This is a genomic window from Methylocapsa sp. D3K7, from assembly GCF_029855125.1.
In the GTDB taxonomy this organism is placed as follows: Bacteria; Pseudomonadota; Alphaproteobacteria; order Rhizobiales; family Beijerinckiaceae; genus Methylocapsa.
This window is the reverse complement of record NZ_CP123229.1, coordinates 880275-898056: the sequence shown is the minus strand read 5'-3', so window position 1 is coordinate 898056 and position 17782 is coordinate 880275. Positions and strand designations below refer to the sequence as shown.

General features: G+C 58.4%; 16 protein-coding genes. 7 read left to right on the top strand and 9 right to left on the bottom strand.

Annotated elements, in window-relative coordinates:
* The first annotated feature begins 125 nt into the window (after window positions 1-125).
* From QEV83_RS04095 to QEV83_RS04075, 5 genes are all read left to right on the top strand, one after another.
* Window positions 126-1493, top strand: coding sequence for an AarF/UbiB family protein (locus QEV83_RS04095; RefSeq protein ID WP_280129983.1), 1368 nt, complete (start codon window positions 126-128; stop codon window positions 1491-1493).
* Between the two features lie 160 nt (window positions 1494-1653).
* On the top strand, window positions 1654-1815 hold the full coding sequence (locus tag QEV83_RS19415; RefSeq protein WP_348273255.1) for an aa3-type cytochrome c oxidase subunit IV: 162 nt from the start codon (window positions 1654-1656) through the stop codon (window positions 1813-1815).
* A 98-nt stretch (window positions 1816-1913) separates the two neighbouring features.
* Window positions 1914-3053, top strand: a complete 1140-nt coding sequence (locus QEV83_RS04085) for a Re/Si-specific NAD(P)(+) transhydrogenase subunit alpha (RefSeq protein ID WP_280129982.1) — start codon at window positions 1914-1916, stop codon at window positions 3051-3053.
* A 64-nt stretch (window positions 3054-3117) separates the two neighbouring features.
* Window positions 3118-3549, top strand: a complete 432-nt coding sequence (locus QEV83_RS04080; protein WP_280129981.1) for a proton-translocating transhydrogenase family protein — start codon at window positions 3118-3120, stop codon at window positions 3547-3549.
* Between the two features lie 7 nt (window positions 3550-3556).
* Complete coding sequence (locus QEV83_RS04075; protein WP_280130959.1) at window positions 3557-4963, top strand: NAD(P)(+) transhydrogenase (Re/Si-specific) subunit beta; 1407 nt, start codon at window positions 3557-3559, stop codon at window positions 4961-4963.
* Between the two features lie 86 nt (window positions 4964-5049).
* Here the strand turns inward: QEV83_RS04075 and phoB are convergent, their stop codons facing one another.
* The 8 genes from phoB to QEV83_RS04035 form a co-directional block, all read right to left on the bottom strand.
* Window positions 5050-5796 (bottom strand): phosphate regulon transcriptional regulator PhoB, encoded by a 747-nt coding sequence (gene phoB, locus QEV83_RS04070; protein WP_280129980.1) that lies wholly within the window; start codon window positions 5794-5796, stop codon window positions 5050-5052.
* A 24-nt stretch (window positions 5797-5820) separates the two neighbouring features.
* Window positions 5821-6534 carry a phosphate signaling complex protein PhoU gene (phoU, locus tag QEV83_RS04065; RefSeq protein ID WP_280129979.1) on the bottom strand — a complete coding sequence of 238 codons (714 nt, stop codon included), beginning with the start codon at window positions 6532-6534 and terminating at the stop codon, window positions 5821-5823.
* Window positions 6535-6561: 27 nt separating this feature from the next.
* Window positions 6562-7404 (bottom strand): phosphate ABC transporter ATP-binding protein PstB, encoded by an 843-nt coding sequence (gene pstB / locus QEV83_RS04060; RefSeq protein ID WP_280129978.1) that lies wholly within the window; start codon window positions 7402-7404, stop codon window positions 6562-6564.
* 12 nt (window positions 7405-7416) lie between these two features.
* Window positions 7417-8256, bottom strand: a complete 840-nt coding sequence (pstA, locus tag QEV83_RS04055) for a phosphate ABC transporter permease PstA (RefSeq protein ID WP_280129977.1) — start codon at window positions 8254-8256, stop codon at window positions 7417-7419.
* A 3-nt stretch (window positions 8257-8259) separates the two neighbouring features.
* Window positions 8260-9201, bottom strand: coding sequence for a phosphate ABC transporter permease subunit PstC (gene pstC, locus QEV83_RS04050; protein ID WP_280129976.1), 942 nt, complete (start codon window positions 9199-9201; stop codon window positions 8260-8262).
* Between the two features lie 219 nt (window positions 9202-9420).
* The gene (gene pstS, locus QEV83_RS04045) at window positions 9421-10467 is read right to left on the bottom strand and encodes a phosphate ABC transporter substrate-binding protein PstS (RefSeq protein WP_280129975.1); all 1047 of its coding nucleotides are present in this window, start codon (window positions 10465-10467) and stop codon (window positions 9421-9423) included.
* 199 nt (window positions 10468-10666) lie between these two features.
* Window positions 10667-11725, bottom strand: a complete 1059-nt coding sequence (gene phoR / locus QEV83_RS04040) for a phosphate regulon sensor histidine kinase PhoR (protein ID WP_280129974.1) — start codon at window positions 11723-11725, stop codon at window positions 10667-10669.
* 225 nt (window positions 11726-11950) lie between these two features.
* Window positions 11951-13105, bottom strand: a complete 1155-nt coding sequence (locus QEV83_RS04035) for a lysylphosphatidylglycerol synthase domain-containing protein (protein ID WP_280129973.1) — start codon at window positions 13103-13105, stop codon at window positions 11951-11953.
* Window positions 13106-13533: 428 nt separating this feature from the next.
* Here QEV83_RS04035 and QEV83_RS04030 point away from each other — a divergent pair, with 428 nt between their 5' ends.
* Both QEV83_RS04030 and murA read left to right on the top strand, forming a co-directional pair.
* A complete protein-coding gene (locus QEV83_RS04030; protein ID WP_280129972.1) occupies window positions 13534-13764 on the top strand; it encodes a hypothetical protein in 231 nt (76 codons plus the stop codon).
* Window positions 13765-13851: 87 nt separating this feature from the next.
* Entirely contained in the window at window positions 13852-15147 is a 1296-nt protein-coding gene (gene murA, locus QEV83_RS04025; RefSeq protein WP_280129971.1) for a UDP-N-acetylglucosamine 1-carboxyvinyltransferase, read from the top strand.
* A gap of 326 nt (window positions 15148-15473) precedes the next feature.
* Here murA and QEV83_RS04020 read toward each other — a convergent pair whose 3' ends face one another.
* Window positions 15474-17723, bottom strand: coding sequence for a pentapeptide repeat-containing protein (locus tag QEV83_RS04020; protein ID WP_280129970.1), 2250 nt, complete (start codon window positions 17721-17723; stop codon window positions 15474-15476).
* Window positions 17724-17782 lie beyond the last annotated feature (59 nt).

Below are 17782 nucleotides of genomic sequence, written 5' to 3'. Positions count from 1 at the left end.
AAGCGTGAGTGGCCACAAGTCTCTGTGAACGGATGGATTTTGCTTTCTGCGCGGCCTCGTTCAGCATAGACGAACCTATGGCCCTCGCCGGAACAAGTGCGAGCCGCCAACATTGCGAGTGACGCATGGAAGACGAGGAAGGCAACCGGTTTTCAGCCCGCGCGGCGCGCTATGCCCGGGTGGGCGCCAATGTCGGCGGGGTCGCCGCCAGAATTGCCGGCGCCCGTCTGCTTGGCGGGAATGGCGCCTGGGGCAACCAGGCGGCAGCCTTGGCGGGCGCGCTTGGCGGCCTCAAGGGGCCCATGATGAAGGTCGCCCAGATGATGGCAAGCGTCCCCGACCTTTTGCCGCCGGAATATGCGGAGGAATTGCAGAAACTGCAAAGCCAGGCGCCGCCCATGGGCGCGGCGTTTGTTAAACGGCGGATGCAGGCCGAACTTGGGGCCGGCTGGCGTTCGCGATTTGCCGCCTTCGATACCCATCCGGCAGCCGCCGCTTCGCTTGGTCAGGTTCATCGTGCGGCCGCCACGGACGGCGCGGCGCTCGCGTGTAAGCTGCAATATCCAGATATGACATCTGCCGTCGAAGCGGATTTGCGTCAGCTCGATATCGTGTTTGCGCTGCACCGGCGTCTCAATCCGGTCATTGACACAAGCGAAATGACGAAAGAAATCAGCGATCGGGTCCGCGAGGAACTCGATTATTGCCGTGAAGCCAAACATGCCGCGCTCTATCGTGACATTCTCGCCCATGTTGACGACGTTCGCGTTCCAGGCGTGCGGGCGGAGCTATCCACCGCTCGGCTGTTGACGATGGAGTGGCTTGAGGGCGGTAAATTGCTTGACTTCAAGCAGGCAGATGAGGCGGCCCGGAATCGAATCGCGGGGGCGATGTTCAAGGCGTGGTGGATTCCCTTCAGCCGCTATGGTGTGATCCATGGCGATCCGCATCTTGGCAATTATACGGTTTTCCGGGGCGAGGAAGACGGGGAGGCGGCGGGCATCAACCTCCTGGACTATGGCTGCATCCGGATTTTCACTGCGAAATTCGTCGGCGGCGTCGTCGATCTCTACGAGGGATTGCTGCACGATGATTTTGCCCGCACCGTGCATGCCTATGAAACCTGGGGCTTTCGCGGTCTCACCAGGGAACTTGCCGAAACGCTGAATGTCTGGGCTCGCTTCATTTATGGGCCGTTGCTCGATGACCGGGTAAGGAGTGTCGCGGATGGCGTCGCGCCCGCGCATTATGGCCGCAAGGAAGCCTTTGCCGTCCACCAGGCCTTGAAGCAAAGGGGGCCCGTTCTAGTGCCACGCGAGTTCGTTTTCATGGATCGCGCGGCGATTGGCCTCGGCGGCGCTTTTCTGCACCTCGACGCAAGATTGAATTTCTATCAAATGTTCCACGAGACGATGGGCACGTTTTCGGCCTGCTCCCTGAGCGAGCGGCAGGCTAACGCCCTCGCCAAGGCGGGATTGCAGGCACCAAACTAGCGCCAGGACCAAATAAAACGCATATGCGGAATGCTTAGGCACCCCTGAAACGCTTATGTGTAATCATTAGTCGCACAAAAATTTGGCAGATCCGGTCTTTTTCCCTCTTGCGCACGAAGAAAATCATTGCGAAAGCTAAAACGTTAACAACCCCGCGATAATGGCAGGCACTATGGCTGAAAATCATGCGCAATCGGCAAACCATCCCGCGATGGACTACGCCGAACATGAAAAAACCTACAAGATGTTCATCCGCGCTATAAAATGGACCGTGGCTGCCGTCGTGGTTCTCCTCGCGTTGTTGGCGGCTTTCCTCGGCTAAACCGTTCATGGCCAGGACGGCGCTCGCAGTCAGCCGCCGCTTGACCGGGTAACAAAAATCGGGCTGGGTCAAAGCCTCAAGGATAGCCGGAGCCATTCATGTTAATCGCCATTCCCGCCGAAAATGACCCGGCCGAGGGCCGTGTCGCCGCGACACCAGAGACGGTGAAAAAATTTGTGGGGCTCGGCGCTGAGGTGAGGGTCCAAACCGGCGCCGGACTGAAATCCGGCATTTCGGATCAAGACTACGTAGCGGCTGGGGCGGCGATCGTTCCTAGCACCGCCGCGGCCGTGCAGGACGCCGATATTGTCTTGCGGGTTCGGCGGCCGAGCGCGGCGGATATCGCCGGCGCCAAGCAAGGCGCCGCCGTCATCGCCGTCATGGACCCATATGGCCATATTGATGCCTTGCAGTCCTTAGCATCGGCGGGCGTTTGCGCCTTCGCGATGGAACTGATGCCGCGCATCACCAGGGCGCAGACGATGGATGTGCTTTCGAGCCAGGCCAATATCGCCGGCTATCGCGCCGTCATCGATGCCGCCGCCGAGTATGGCCGGGTCATTCCGATGATGATGACGGCGGCGGGCATGATAAAACCCGCGACAATCTTTATCATGGGCGTCGGCGTTGCCGGATTGCAGGCGATCGCCACCGCCCGCAAACTGGCGGCCATCGTGACCGCGACCGACGTCCGTCCCGCGACGAAGGAGCAAGTCGTCTCGCTTGGGGCAAAATTTATCGCGGTCGAGGACGAGGAATTCAAGCAAGCGGAGACGGCTGCCGGCTACGCCAAGGAAATGTCCGCGGACTATAAGGCAAAGCAAGCGGCGCTCACCGCCTCGCACATCGCCGCGCAGGATATCGTGATCACGACGGCCCTTATTCCTGGCCGCCCGGCGCCGGTACTGATCACGGCCGCGATGGTGGAGACGATGCGCCCCGGTTCGGTCATCGTCGATCTTGCCGCCGAACGGGGAGGAAACTGTGAATTGACCAAACCCGGCGAAACCATCGTTTCAAAAAATGGCGTCAAAGTCATTGGTCCATTGAATATCGCCGGGCGCTTACCAGCGACGGCTTCGGCGCTCTACGCGAAAAATCTGCTAGCCTTCATCGAAACGCTTGTCGATCCGAAAGCCAAGGCGCTGGCGATCAAATGGGACGATGAACTCGTGAAGGCTACCTTGCTTACTAAGGACGGAGGCCTCACGCATCCAAGCTTTCAAAGCGGCGGCTGAACACAAGATCTATATGCCGGTGTTCTAAGATCTCAATCGAAAAGAAAATCAAGGAGGGCATGAGATGGCAACTGAAGTCGATCCACAGATGCTGGACAAGATCCAGGCCGCGACGCAGGCGGCGCGCCACGCCGCCGAAACGGCGCAGGCCTACGCCGATCAGATCGCGGCGGGTGCCTCGGCGGCCAGCGGCGGCGCCATTGATCCTTTCATCTTCCGGCTGGCGATTTTTGTGCTTGCCGTGGTTGTTGGCTATTACGTCGTCTGGTCCGTGACACCGTCATTGCACACGCCGCTGATGTCGGTCACCAATGCGATCTCTTCGGTCATTGTCGTTGGCGCCCTTCTGTCGGCCGGTGTCGATTCAAGTGTCAGCGAGGGGTCAGGGACCGCCCGGGTATTTGGATTCCTTGCCCTGACCCTGGCGTCGGTCAATATATTCGGCGGCTTCCTCGTCACTGAACGGATGCTGTCCATGTTCCGGAAAAAGGGCTGAAACGATGTTGAATGGGAATATCGCGGCTCTTTTATATCTTAGCTCTGGGGTTCTTTTCATTCTTGCCCTGCGCGGACTGTCGTCGCCCGAAACCGCCCGGCAAGGAAACCGCTTCGGCGTGATCGGCATGGCGATCGCGGCGGCGACGACGCTCCTCTATCAACTGCCATCGGGGTTCTCGTCGTTCTTCTTGGTTCTAGTCGCAATCGGAATCGGCGGCAGTATTGGTGTATGGCGCGCCCGCACCATCCAGATGACGGCGATGCCCCAGCTCGTTGCCTTGTTCCATGCCTTGATCGGGCTTGCCGCGGTGCTGGTTGCAGCGAGCGCGCTCTACGCGCCGCAGGGTTTCGGTCTCGGCATTTCCGGTTCGATCCATGGCACGACACTATTTGAAATGTCGCTCGGCGCGGCAATCGGCGCGATCACATTTACCGGCTCGGTGATCGCATTTTTGAAGCTCGACGGGCGGATGAGCGGCAATCCTATCCTCCTCCCCAACCGGCATGTGATCAATATCGGGCTTGGGCTTTTGCTCGCTGTCTTCATCTTCGCGTTCCTCCCGACCGAAGCGCATCTGGTATTCTGGCTGATCGTCCTCGTGTCCTTCGCGCTTGGTGTTCTCCTCATCATACCGATTGGCGGCGCCGACATGCCGGTCGTCATTTCGATGCTCAATTCCTATTCGGGGTGGGCAGCGGCAGCAGTTGGGTTCACTCTCTCCAATTTGGCATTGATTATTACCGGCGCACTTGTCGGCTCATCTGGCGCGATTCTTTCCTACGTTATGTGCAAGGGAATGAATCGCTCCTTCATCTCGGTGATCCTAGGCGGCTTTGGCGGCGACACCGCCGCGCCGCCGAGTTCTGGCGAGGTAGAGGAGAGACCGCCGGTCAAGGAGGGCTCGGCTGAAGACGCTGCAAAAATCTTGCTCGCTGCGAAGAAAGTCATCGTCGTGCCGGGTTACGGGATGGCGGTTGCGCAGGCGCAGCATGCTTTGCGGGAAATGGGCGACATTCTCAAAAGCAAAGGTGTCGACGTCAAATATGCGATCCATCCGGTCGCTGGACGTATGCCGGGTCATATGAATGTTCTGCTCGCGGAGGCCAATGTGCCTTATGACGAGGTCTTCGAGCTCGAAGAGATCAATCCGGAGTTTTCGGGGGCTGACGTCGCTTTCGTGATCGGCGCCAATGACGTCACGAATCCCGCTGCGAAAACAGATTCGTCATCGCCGATCTATGGCATGCCGATCCTCGACGTTGAGGACGCCAAGGATGTGCTGTTTGTCAAACGCGGCCTTGGTTCCGGCTATGCCGGCGTCGAAAACGAATTGTTTTTTAGAAACAATACGACGATGCTTTTTGGAGATGCCAAGAAAATGGTTGATGGCATCGTGAAAGCGATGAGTTGAGAAAATGAGGCGCCGCATACCCGCGCGGCGCCTCATTGAATCCCATTGATCGTGATCTCCAAGTCGAAGCGATCATGGAATGTGTTTCAAACGATTCTACCAAATGTTTCGTCGAACGCGTAACCCGCTCCACGCACTGTGCGGATCGGATCTTGCTCGCTGGCGTTCGACAACGCCTTGCGCAGCCGGCCGATATGAACGTCAACTGTGCGCTCATCAATCTCCGCAGAGAGCCCCCAAACGCTGTCGAGCAACTGGCCACGGGAAAATACCCGGCCCGGCTTCACCATCAAATGTTCGAGCAGGCGAAACTCGGTCGGTCCCATGTGGATATCACGGCCGCCACGGCGAACCCGCCAATTTTGCCGGTCGAGTGCAAGATCGCCAAACACCAGGACGCCGCTCGCCCGGTCAGGCCGCGCCCGCCGCAGCAAGGCGTGAACGCGTGCCATAAGTTCGGGAACCGAGAATGGCTTGACTACGTAATCATCGGCGCCGATCGCAAGGCCGCGCACGCGCTCGCTTTCTTCGCCGCGCGCAGTCAGTATAATCACAGGCAGGCTTCTCGTCGTTTCACGCGCCCGCAGCCGCCGGCAGATTTCAAGCCCGGAAACACCTGGCAGCATCCAATCGAGAATGACGAGATCCGGAATGGTTTCGCTTAGCCGAATTTCTGCTTCGTCGCCTCGTTCGACCCTGTCCACGGTAAAGCCTTCGGCCTCGAGATTATAAGACAGGAGCATGCTCAAGGCGGCTTCGTCCTCGACCACGAGAATGCGAGCTGCAGGAGACGCTGCGACCGCGCGTGTAAGCGCGGATCGGTTTTCATTCATATCCTGTTGTTCCCTTGCCATATTTTAGCCCACCGTTGTCGGCGTTGGGGATAGGGTAGTGCGGCCCTTCGGCCGGTCCATCGGCAGGGTTTCCCCGGTCACGAGATAAACCACCGTCTCGGCTATGTTGGTCGAGTGATCGCCGATTCTCTCGATATTTTTTGAGATGAACAGAAGATGCGTGCAAAACGAAATATTACGAGGGTCTTCCATCATGAAGGTCAGGAGATCGCGGAAAACTGAGTCCTCGAGCGAGTCGAGATCAGCGTCGTCGAGCCAGACGGCCCGCGCTCTCTCGGCATCGCGTTGGGCATAGGCGTCAAGCACATCCTTCAACAGTATCGCCGCCGCCTCATGCATGGACCGCAGGCCGATGGTGGCGCGCGGTATTTGCATTTCTCCGGCAATCTTGATTGCCCGTTTGGCGATATTCTTGGCAAGGTCGCCGATGCGTTCGAGATCGCCGGAAATGCGGATCGTAGCGATGATTTCGCGCAGATCTACGGCCATCGGCTGGCGGCGCGCGATGGTTAGGATTGCTTGTTCTTCGATGTCGCGTTGCAACAGATCAAGGCGCGGATCGCTATCGACGGTCGTCTGCGCGAGCCTCGTATCGAAATCGACCAAGGCGTCCATAGCATCCGATAACATTTTTTCGGCAATGCCACCCATTTCCGCGATTTTACGCCCGAGAATCTCGAGCTCCTTGTCATAGGCTTTGACGATATGATCGGACATGGACCAATTCCCTTTTGCCGGCCGCAATCAGCCGAAACGGCCGGTGATGTAATTTTGCGTCTGCTTCTTTTCCGGCGAGGTAAAAATCTGGGCGGTAAGGCCAAACTCGATAAGTTCGCCGAGATACATGAACGCCGTATGCTCGGAGACCCGCGCCGCCTGCTGCATATTGTGAGTGACGATCGCAATCGTATAATTTTGTTTTAATTCGTCAATTGTCTCCTCGATTTTTGCGGTCGAGATTGGATCGAGCGCCGAGCATGGCTCATCCAGCAAAATAACTTCCGGCTGGAGCGCCACGGTGCGCGCAATGCAAAGGCGCTGCTGCTGGCCGCCAGAAAGCGAAAGGCCAGAAGCGCCCAATTTGTCCTTGACCTCGTCCCAAAGAGCGGCACGCTTCAAAGCAGCCTCGACCCGGCCGTCAATTTCGCTTCTCGGAAGCTTCTCATAGAGTTTGATGCCGAAAGCGATATTGTCCTGAATCGACATAGGGAAGGGGGTCGGCTTTTGAAACACCATGCCAACCCGCGCGCGCAAAAGATTGAGATCCTGCTCTGACCGCAGAATGTTGACGCCATCGAGCAGCACTTCTCCTTCGGCTCTTTGCTTTGGATAGAGATCATACATGCGGTTCAACACCCGCAGCAGGGTCGATTTTCCGCAGCCGGAAGGGCCGATGAAAGCCGTTACCTTGTTTGTACAGAGGGGCAGGCTGATGCTCTTCAAGGCTAGCGTGTCGCCGTAGTAAAATTTGAGATTGCGAATCGTGACCTTCTGATCCAAATCTGTGATCTTTACGACGGGCACCTTCGCGGGGGCTTCCGCCTCCACCTCTGGGGGCGATGATGGGATGTTCGAGACATCATTCATGATAGATGCCGGTCATTTCGAGGGCCTTTGCGATTGGAGCGCGCGCGCCGTGATAGAAAGCGCGAGCACAGTCAAGGTTATGAGGAGGGCGCCGGTCCAAGCAAGCTGCTGCCATTCCTTATAGGGGCTGAGGGCGAATTGGAAAATGACGGCCGGCAGGCTCGACATGGGGGCGAGCAAGTTCGTGCTGAAAAACTGATTGTTCAGCGCCGTGAAGAGCAAGGGCGCCGTCTCACCACTGACGCGCGCGATGGCTAGCAGCACACCTGTGATAATGCCCGCGCGTGCGGCGCGATAGCCAACTTTGCCGATGACAATGGAGCGCGGAAGGCCAAGCGCGCGGGCGGCTTCCCTTAGCGTGTCAGGCACTAGAAGCAGCATGTCCTCGGTCGTCCTCACGACAACAGGAACAACAATCACGGCAAGCGCCACGGCTCCGGCGATCCCCGAGAAATGGCCCATTTTCACGACTATGACTTCGTAAATAAACAAGCCGATCACGATCGATGGCGCACTGAGCAAAATGTCATTGATAAACCGCACGACAAAGGTGAGCTTCGCGTAGCGGCCATATTCGGCCATATACGTCCCCGCCAGCATGCCGAGCGGGGTGCCTATGGCAACGCCCAAAGTGGTCATGATCAGACTGCCGGTGATGGCGTTCAACAATCCGCCTGCGGAACCGGGCGGCGGCGTCATCTGGGTAAAGACAGTTAGCGAGGTATTCCGCAAACCCTCGAAAATAAGCGTGCCGAGGATGATCGCCAGCCACCCGAGACCGATGATCACGGCCAGAAAGCAAAGTCCCAAATAGAACTTCGACCGGCGGCGGCGCGAGTCGTAAATGGCCATATCCTAGCGTCCTTCCTGCTGGTGCAGCCGCATCAACATATATCGCGAGATCGCAAGGATGATGAAGGTGATGACGAAGAGGATGAGGCCGAGCAAGATGAGTGAGGAGGTATAAAGATCGCCAACCGCTTCGGTGAATTCATTGGCGATCGTTGCCGAGATCGTCGTGCCTGGCGCCAGCAGCGAAGGCGCTATTCTATGCGCGTTGCCGATCACAAAAGTCACTGCCATGGTCTCACCCAAGGCCCGTCCCAGGCCCAGCATGATGCCGCCGATCAGGCCAACCCGCGTGTAAGGGATGACGACGGAGCGAACGACTTCCCACGTCGTGCAGCCCACGGCGTAGGCGGCTTCCTTAAGGACCGCGGGAACGGTTTCAAAGACATCACGGGAAATCGACGTGACGATGGGGAGGACCATGACTGCCAGAATGATACCTGCGGTCAGCACACCGATTCCATAGGGTGGCCCCGCAAATAGCTTCGAGAGAACAGGCACATCGGCGAAAGCCGCGATGAGAGCAGGCTGGACGTGTTCTTGCAGGAAAGGCGCGAGAACAAAAAGCCCCCAGATTCCATAAATGATGGATGGAATTCCGGCCAGAAGCTCGATCGCGATACCGATTGGCTTGCGCAAGGCAAAGGGGCAAAGCTCAGTGAGGAAGATCGCGATACCGAGCGCGGATGGTACTGCGATCGCCATCGCAATGAGCGACGTGACGATCGTGCCATAGACCGGCGCCATCGCACCGAATTTCTCGGTGACAGGATTCCAGGACTCCGTCGTCAGAAAGTTCAAGCCGAATGCCTTGATGGCCGGCATCGAACCGATAACCAACGAGGCGATGACACCACCGAGAAGAATCAAAACCGTCCAGGCCGCCGCCAAGGTGAGCAGATGAAACGTATTGTCGCGAAGCTTGAAACCAGCGAGAGCTTTGCCCAAGCGGCCCTCCGCTGCTTGGAGCCCTGCATTGTCAATCACCAAATTGTCGGACACAGAGCATTTCCCCGAAGCGTTGATTGATAGCGTCGATAGAAGCACCAACCTGAGGCGCATGCGCCATCGGAAAGAGTCAGGTTCAGCACAATTCGTTTCCAGCCGCACGACAGTGCGAACGGCCGGAAACGAGAGTGGCACAAAGTTTTAACTCCGTGCGCAAGTTCAGTTCACGAGCGGCTTGCCATCGGCGCCCTTGATTTCGGCGGCCCAACTCTTTTTGATTAGGGCGACGAGTGTTTGCGGCAACGGCACATAATCGAGTTCTTCGGCCATTTTGCCGCCCTTACTGTAAGCCCAGCTGAAAAATTTCAAGGCTTCGGCGGCGGTCGCCGGGTCATCAGGCGTCTTATGGATGAGGATGAACGTCGCACCAGAAATCGGCCAGGACTTGGCGCCGGGCTCATCCGTCAGGATCTGATAAAAACCGGGTGCATTGGCCCAATCGGCACTGGCGGCGGCCGCTTGAAAACTGTCGGCATTCGGGGCCACTGCCTTGCCACTTTTGTTGATGACATCGGTGTAGGTCAACTTGTTCTGCTTGACATAGGCATATTCAAGATAGCCAATCGAACCCTTGGTTTGCGTGACATTGTTGGCGACGCCTTCATTTCCTTTGGCACCGATTCCAACGGGCCATTCGACGGCCGTGCTCGAGCCAACCTTCGATTTCCAATCGTCGCTCACTTTCGAGAGATAATTGGTCCAGATGAAGGTCGTGCCGGAGCCGTCAGAACGGTGGACAACGACGATGGCCTGGGATGGCAATTTCGCTTTCGGATTCAATTTTTTGATAGCCGGATCGTCCCAACTGGTAAGCTCGCCAAGGAAAATCTTAGCCAGTGTCGGGCCGTCGAGCACAAGCTCACCTGGCTTGATCCCGTCGAGATTGACAACCGGCACATCACCCCCAATCACGGTCGGAAACTGGACGAGGCCCGAAGTGGCAAGGTCGGCGGCTTCAAGCGGCATGTCGGTCGCGCCGAAGATGACCGTCTTGGCCTTGATCTGTTTTATGCCGCCTCCCGAACCGATCGACTGATAGTTGAGGCCGTTTCCGGTTTCTTTTTTATAGGCATCAGCCCATTTCGCGTAGATCGGGTAGGGAAATGTCGCGCCAGCGCCGGAAATATCCACAGCACCGGCAGCGTAGCCGGTGACGAGGCTTATCGCGGCGGCGGCGAAGGACGTTCGCAGGAACGTAAAAGTCATTTTTTTGCCTTTCAGTGGACAGCGTGCTCTCATGACCGTCCGACGGACTCGAAAGCTCGGTCCATCGTTGATCGATGCTTAATCTTCTTTTCGCGAGCCAGAGGCTAGCTCGCCGCCGGTCTGCGAACGCAAACTAGGGGGCCTGCATAAGGGCAATATGAAAGCTACATGACATCTTGATGACACAGCCGGAGCGAGCCTAGTCTCCGTAGAGAGGGAGACTGACACTAAATGTGGTTCCCTCGCCAAGTTTCGATTCAATACCGAGGCGGCCGCGATGGCGCGCCACGATATGCTTGACAATCGCGAGACCAAGACCGGTTCCGCCTTTAGCCCGGGACTGGCCAGGATCCACCCGGTAGAAACGTTCCGTCAACCGCGGCAAATGTTCGGGCGCAATTCCTGGGCCGTGGTCGCGAACGGTCAAAACACACTGGCGCTGCTTGGCCGCGAGGCTTATCTCGACTTTCCGGCTGCTACTTCGAGAATCGGAGGCGCCATATTTGATAGCGTTTTCGACGAGATTTTCGGCCACCCGCAGAAGTTCGTCACGGTCGCCTGTGACGATGGCGTTGCCCGGAACATCGAGTTTGAGGGAAACATCGTTGTCGCTTGCCATTGGCGCTAGCGTGTCGGCGATATGGCGAAGGATCGCAACGATGTCGACTGCCGCCTGCGGCCGTAAATGCAAGTTCTGCTCGATCCGCGACAATGATAAAAGATCATTGACAAGCCGCGCCATCCGTTGCGCCTGTTCGCGCATGATCGAAAGAAATTTCGCCCGCGCTTTCGCATCCTCCCGCGCCGACCCCTGGAGCGTCTCGATAAATCCGAGCAACGACGCGAGAGGCGTCCGCAGCTCGTGGCTTGCATTTGCGACAAAGTCGACCCGCATGCGTTCGACCCGGCGCACCTCACTCAAATCGCGCAATGTCAATATCATCGTGGGTTCGAAGTGCTGCCCTTCCATTGATGCGGCATGCAATTCAAAAAATCTTTCCACGGGCACGCGTTCGAGCCACGTCACCCGTTCTGGAGCGCCAGTGGCCCGCACCCGCTTGACCGCGTCAAGGACATCCGGCGCCCGCAGGCTGCGCGCCAGCAGATCGTCTGGCCGCAAGACGGGAAACAACACGCGCGCTGGCGCATTCACCGCAACCACCCTGTCGGCTGCGTCGATGACGATTACCGCCTCCGGCAAGGCCTCGATAAATTGACTGATGATCAAGCGGTCGCGCACCTGCAACTCGTTTTCCATGAAGCCACCCATTGAGGTAACGGCTGATACGAGCGTGCCCAGATATCAAGTATCACTCTGGATCATGCTGTGGGCGCTGCGGCGAGAGCGAATCTGCATGTGTGACTTCGCTTCGATTTGGGCCGAGTTGAACTTGCATTCGCGGATGCCGGCGCACGCCAGCAGTAAGAGGATCCGCCGGAAAACAATGTGCTAGACCTTAACCATCAATCACCGAAGCTGAGGTCATTGTCTCGGGCGCCATGTGTCGCGGTACCAGCGGCGAAGCGGGTTCATCTCATTTTCCAGAACGGTTTCTTCTTCGCTCAGGCTCATATCTTCACGTAAACTGTTCCACCGGCGAAAAATCTCATGAGCCCCAAGGAAAGCGAGCGCAAAGAGAAATGGCACGAGATAATAAATGACCCGGAACAACACCAGCGAAGCAAGCAGCGCTTCTTCCGAGGCGATCGGGACGGCTTTCAGCATTGCCGCCTCGAAAACGCCAATGCCTCCGGGCGCGTTGCTCACCACACCCAAAATGCAGGCAAAAACATAGGTCGCCGCGAAGGTGAAGTAATCTAGCTGGGCGTGGTTCGGGAGAAGAACATATAATGCCCCCGCCGCCGCCGATTGATCGATGACACCGAGGACAATTTGGCCGGCCGTCAAACCGAGACCGGGCAATTCCAGCTTGAAGCCCTTAATGCTAATATGCCGACGGCGGATCGTCACCCAGACAAGGTACGCGACGACAGCTCCCAACACGCCAATCCCCATCACCATATTTAAGAAGGGGTAAATGTGATTGATGGTGCTGATTGCGCTGGCGTGAAACGTGAGCCCAGCGCCAAGCACAAAAACCATGCCAAACCAGAATGTCACACCCGCGATCACGGTGAGACTCGCGACCTTGCTCGCCGTTAAGCCGACCTGCGAATAAATCCAATAGCGAACCGTGCCCGCCGTGATCAAGGGAAAGCCCAAGGTAAATGAAATCGCGTAGCTGGTGAACGAGGCGAGCGCGGTCGTCTTATAAGGAACGCGCGCTTGCAGTTGGCGGAGCGCCAGCCCATCGTAGCCAGTCAAGGCGAGGAAGGACACGACAGTCAACAGCGCGGCGCCAGCAATTTGATCGGCACCCGTCGCGGCGATAGCCTGGCGCAAGGCGCTCAGGCTCACCGCGGAAACCGCGCGCCCGAGGACATAGATTGAAAAAGCCGCGATCGCGAGGCTGAAAACAGCGGCGAGTATTTGCCCGATCGAGCGGCGGCGCGCCCGCGCCGCATGGTCCTGGTGGACGTGTGCGTCGTGCTGCACGGAGACAAGCGCGACCGGCTGCGCCTTACGCGTAAATCCACTCAAGCCGCCACCTGGCTCTTGCTCCTGGTCATGACGCACATATCTTTGATCCAAAGCGTAGTCCCTGCGTTTTTTCCGGCCGCGGGAGGCTGCCCTCCCCAGCTGGCGACCGCTGCATTCCCGGATGGGGTTATGCGGCGCGGCCGCACCGGGGGCAAGTGCCCAATATGTATAGTTATCGCACGAGCGCCAGCAAACCAAGCCAGCCACGACGGAAGATAATACGAAAAATCAAGACCTCAGCTTGCACGCTATTGAAATGTGGCAGAAACTTGATGGAGCGGATTTCTCGAGGAGAGGCCCATTTTATTGTTGGCCGGTCTCTCGCTATTTGCGCTATATTTCAATCAATCGCGAGCCCTGCGGCCGGTGCCTTGCCTTGACCGCTGCGCCGCTTTAAAAGGACAGCTATCCTTTCGCTGGTTGCTTCCGCGAAAGAAGAATTAAAAGAATTTTGAAACAATCTTATGGGACTATACGATTTGATCAGCCAGTCCGCCGCCGCGCCTATGGCTGCTTCCGGGGCGGACTCGGGCAATGCCGCCCGTGGCCAACGTCTCGCGCAAGCGCTGCGGGCCAATCTGGCGCGCCGCAAAGCGCAGAAGAGGGACCGCGCGAAGGCGGAGTCGTTCCCGGCCGGGGATGAAACGCCGCAATGCAAGACTGCGCCAAGCGAGGGGGGCAAAGCGGTTCGGTGAAAGAAGGCTCGGCCAAATGCGGGGCCTTCACAAAAGCGATGAGGGTACAAGCGGACTGCTTCGGATGTTTTCGAATAGGGGGATTTGTTGGACCGGATACGTATCGTCGGCGGCCAAAAATTAAATGGCGTTATAAGAATTTCTGGCGCGAAGAACGCGGCCCTGCCGCTGATGATCGCGTCGCTCCTTACAAATGAGACTTTAACCCTTGAGAATATTCCCGATCTCGCGGACGTAGGCATGCTTCTACGTATTCTCGGTCATCATGGTGTCGATCACTCGATCGATGGCCGGCGCCCGGGTGCTCCCGCGCGCGCCAGCCGTGCTCTCCATCTCAGCGCACGCCAGATCGTCGATACCACGGCTCCCTACGAGTTCGTCTCCCGGATGCGGGCGAGTTTTTGGGTCATCGCGCCGCTTCTCGCGCGGATGGGCGAGGCCAAGGTTTCCCTCCCCGGCGGTTGCGCGATAGGCACAAGGCCCGTCGACCTTCTCCTCATGGTTTTTGAGAAGCTTGGGGCGGTGATCGAGATCGAGGCTGGCTATGTGCAAGCCAAGGCGCCAAAGGGGCTGAGCGGCGCCGAGATCCATTTTCCAAAAGTGACAGTCGGGGGTACCCATACCGCGCTTATGGCCGCTTCCCTTGCAAAGGGCCATACAGTGCTTCACAACGCGGCGCGCGAGCCGGAGATCGTCGATGTTGCCGATTGCCTTATCAAAATGGGGGCGCGAATCAAAGGTGCAGGTCAGTCCACGGTCGAGATCGAGGGCGTTGGCAGTCTTTCCGGCGCGCGCCATGTGGTTTTGCCTGACCGCATCGAAGCTGGCACCTACGCGATGGCGGTCGCGATGGCCGGCGGTGATGTGATGCTGGAAGGCGCGAGCCCAACTCTCTTGGAAAGCGCGATCGAAGCCATCGAAAAAACCGGTGCGGAAATATCCGCCACCAATGAAGGACTTCGCGTGCGGCGCAACGGCAGGGGACTTTTACCGGTCGATATTGCCACCGCGCCATTTCCCGGTTTTCCGACGGATTTGCAAGCCCAGTTCATGGCCTTGATGACCAAGGCCAAAGGGTCCTCGCGGATCACCGAGACCATTTTTGAAAACCGGTTCATGCATGTTCAGGAACTGGTTCGCCTGGGCGCACATATCAAGCTTGATGGCGACGCCGCGGTGGTCGAAGGAGTCGATGAGCTGCAAGGCGCACCGGTCATGGCGACGGACCTGCGCGCGTCCATGTCGCTCGTCATCGCGGCCCTTGCGGCCGAAGGGGAAACAACGGTCAATCGCGTCTATCATCTTGATCGCGGCTTCGAGCATATCGAGGAGAAGCTTGGCGCCTGCGGCGCCATGATCGAGCGGCTTACTGACCGCGCCTAAAAGTTTTTGTCCGCGCACGCCCGGAAAAGAACACGGCCCCTTCCCACTTACTTCATGATGTCCGGTCAAGAAACCGGCGGCACGAGACGCGGAACACGAAAATCATAGCGCGCGTTTCGATTGGTCGTGGCCCTCAATCGTACCAAAATGTTTCACGTGAAACGGTTTGGTACGATTGGCGTCGAAAACCTTACAAGGGGAGATACGCCCAATGGCTTGAGAGACGTAAGATCGCGCGATAAGCAAAATTCGTGCCGGCGACGTCTCCCGTTTTGCGCCTGTTTTTGCCTGGTGATGACCCTACCGGCGTGTTGAAGGTATGCGTGTCACGGCTTCGGCGCAGGCGTCAGCGGGCGGTCGCGGATTGCTTTGAGTTTTGCCTTCTCGGCGTCAGTGAGCCCATTCGCGCCAGGGCAATGCGCCTCGTCGAGGAAGGTGGCGGCGAGGGCAGGAAGGTGCGGGCTTTGCTCGTCAAACGGGGAATCCCAGGAGACTTCCAAACGGCCGAGAAAGGCGCGAAGCACGTAAGGTGCCCCTTCTTCGGCGCAGCCTGTCTCGCGCCAAACTCTGGCGAGGCGCTTTTCGTAGTCTTCATGGGCAACGGAAGAGTGTGCCTGATCTTCCCAAAACCTCGCTATTTCGTCTTCTCCTTCCATGGGCTTCGATGGATCAAGGCTTTGTGCGATCCTTTCCATGGCGGCGCGCCGCTTCTCGCCTTCGGGAACTTTGTCAGTGATAAGTCGCCTAAGCTCATCGAACGATTCAGCCGACCAGTCGCAGGCGGATGGGTCGCCGTTTTTCTCACATAGGTATTTTTGGCCGGTCTCCGGATCGGCGACGCGTGCGCCCCAGATTTCCGCCCTTCGAGCGTCGGCTCGCCATGCGAACACTTGTTTTAGCGACGCGCCCTCGAGCCGTGTGCATTGGAGCGGTTCTGGACGGATCACGTCGCACTCGAAGTTTGCGCCCCGCAAATCTGAGCGGTCGAGCTGCGCGCCCTGGAGCTGCGCGTTCTGCAGGTAGGCGCCATCGAGCGACGCGACCTTGAGCGACGCGACCTGAAGCTGCGTCCAATTGAGCGACGCGCCTTGGAGCTTGGCGCCATCAAGCGACGCGCCCTGGAGCTCGGCGCTCGTGAGCGACGCGCCTTGAAGCTGCACGAAATTAAGCTGCGCTCCCTGGAGCTGAGCGTAATCGAGCGACGCGCCCTGGAGCCGAGCACCTACGAGCCACGCGCCTTGGAGCTTGGTGCCCTTGAGCGATGCACCCTGGAGCTGCACGCCGTCGAGGAGCCGGGCGTCCTGGAGCTGGGCGCCGTCGAGCGACGCGCCCTGAAGCTGAGCGCCGTTGAGCGATGCGCCCTGGAGCTGGGCGCATTGCGGTTCGGCACTGCCCCGGTCGTCGCACTCGAACCTTGCATTCCGCAAGTCCGAGCCATCGAGTCGCGCGCCCTGGAGTCGCGCAGAAGTAAAATCTGCTTTCCTGAGTTTCGCACCGATCAGCACCGCGCCTTCAAGATGGCGCGCGCGAAGAGAGATGGTTTCCGGAAGCGCCTCGATCTTTGCCTCGGTATCGAATTTGGTGTGGTCGATCACGTCAAAGCCCGGCAGAACGAGGCGGTTCGACCAAAGGCTTTTTGGCTTGCGGGCGGCAAGATCGACCTCGCCAGCAACCAGCAGCTCATGCGGGGAAAACCAGCGTCCCCTTTCGTCTGGCCACGGGATGAATCGTAGCGATGGCAGGTTGTTCTGAGCCCATTCGCCTGGGAAGGTTGCGATCGCAGTGACCAGGAGAACCGGTGCAAGGCTTGCGAAAGCCAGTATCCAGATCTTGGCGCGCTGCAAGTCGCGCCACCCTAACCGTGCCGTCTCGCCGCGCGCGATGGAGGGCCATAGCAACCACAACAGCACGATGTCGGCCAGGACAGCGATCCGGTGCCACCAGGTGATCGCCCAATCGTGGTAGGGCAGGAACTGAAGCTCGAAAAAGACCAGCAGCGCGATGGGGCCGATGACGAGACTGATCTGGGCGATCAGCCGCAGCATGAAACCCATGACGCCAGTGCGCACCTCGCGCGATCCGGCCAGAAACTGCACAAAGATGTTGCTCGGCAGCTGGCGGCGCAGGCGCCGTCGCACGTCTTCGTCGGGGATCTGCTCTCGTAACTCGGTGTCGAAATCACCGACCTTTCCCGCGAGCAAGACGAAATGCAAAAGCACATAGGCATGCACGATGAGGAAAATGAGCGGGCCGAGCCAGAAGAAGCCGAGCAGCGGCAGGTCCACATTGAGGAACGGCAGCTTGACGGGGCTCTGCAGGAAAAGATCGCGATGGGTGACGCCGCCAACCGCGATGAGAAGGTAGAGCAGCACAAAGAGATAGCTGAACCACAGTCCCGCGCCGACACTGGCGGCATCAACCACGGCGTCGCGCAGCGCCTGGAGATCCTTTGCCGTGCCAGCGAAGGCCATTGCCGTCGCCGGAAGTGGCGGCGGCTCGTCGGGGGCGGGAGCTGTGTCACCTGCGGCGGCGTCTGGCGGTGCCGCTGGTCCCGTGTGCTCCGTCTCGTCCGCCATGCCCGTCCCCCCAGCGGGAGCTTATGGCGGGAGCGTGGAAACGCAAAGACCTTCACTTA

Coding starts and splice junctions, on each gene's coding strand:
- QEV83_RS04085 (WP_280129982.1), top strand. CDS start 1,914: ATGTTAATCGCCATTCCCGCCGAAAATGACCCGGCCGAGGGCCGTGTC.
- pstA (WP_280129977.1), bottom strand. CDS start 8,256: ATGGCCATTTACGACTCGCGCCGCCGCCGGTCGAAGTTCTATTTGGGA.
- pstB (WP_280129978.1), bottom strand. CDS start 7,404: ATGAATGATGTCTCGAACATCCCATCATCGCCCCCAGAGGTGGAGGCG.
- QEV83_RS04020 (WP_280129970.1), bottom strand. CDS start 17,723: ATGGCGGACGAGACGGAGCACACGGGACCAGCGGCACCGCCAGACGCC.
- phoB (WP_280129980.1), bottom strand. CDS start 5,796: ATGAATGAAAACCGATCCGCGCTTACACGCGCGGTCGCAGCGTCTCCT.
- QEV83_RS04080 (WP_280129981.1), top strand. CDS start 3,118: ATGGCAACTGAAGTCGATCCACAGATGCTGGACAAGATCCAGGCCGCG.
- phoR (WP_280129974.1), bottom strand. CDS start 11,725: ATGGAAAACGAGTTGCAGGTGCGCGACCGCTTGATCATCAGTCAATTT.
- QEV83_RS04030 (WP_280129972.1), top strand. CDS start 13,534: ATGGGACTATACGATTTGATCAGCCAGTCCGCCGCCGCGCCTATGGCT.
- phoU (WP_280129979.1), bottom strand. CDS start 6,534: ATGTCCGATCATATCGTCAAAGCCTATGACAAGGAGCTCGAGATTCTC.
- QEV83_RS19415 (WP_348273255.1), top strand. CDS start 1,654: ATGGCAGGCACTATGGCTGAAAATCATGCGCAATCGGCAAACCATCCC.
- pstS (WP_280129975.1), bottom strand. CDS start 10,467: ATGACTTTTACGTTCCTGCGAACGTCCTTCGCCGCCGCCGCGATAAGC.
- QEV83_RS04095 (WP_280129983.1), top strand. CDS start 126: ATGGAAGACGAGGAAGGCAACCGGTTTTCAGCCCGCGCGGCGCGCTAT.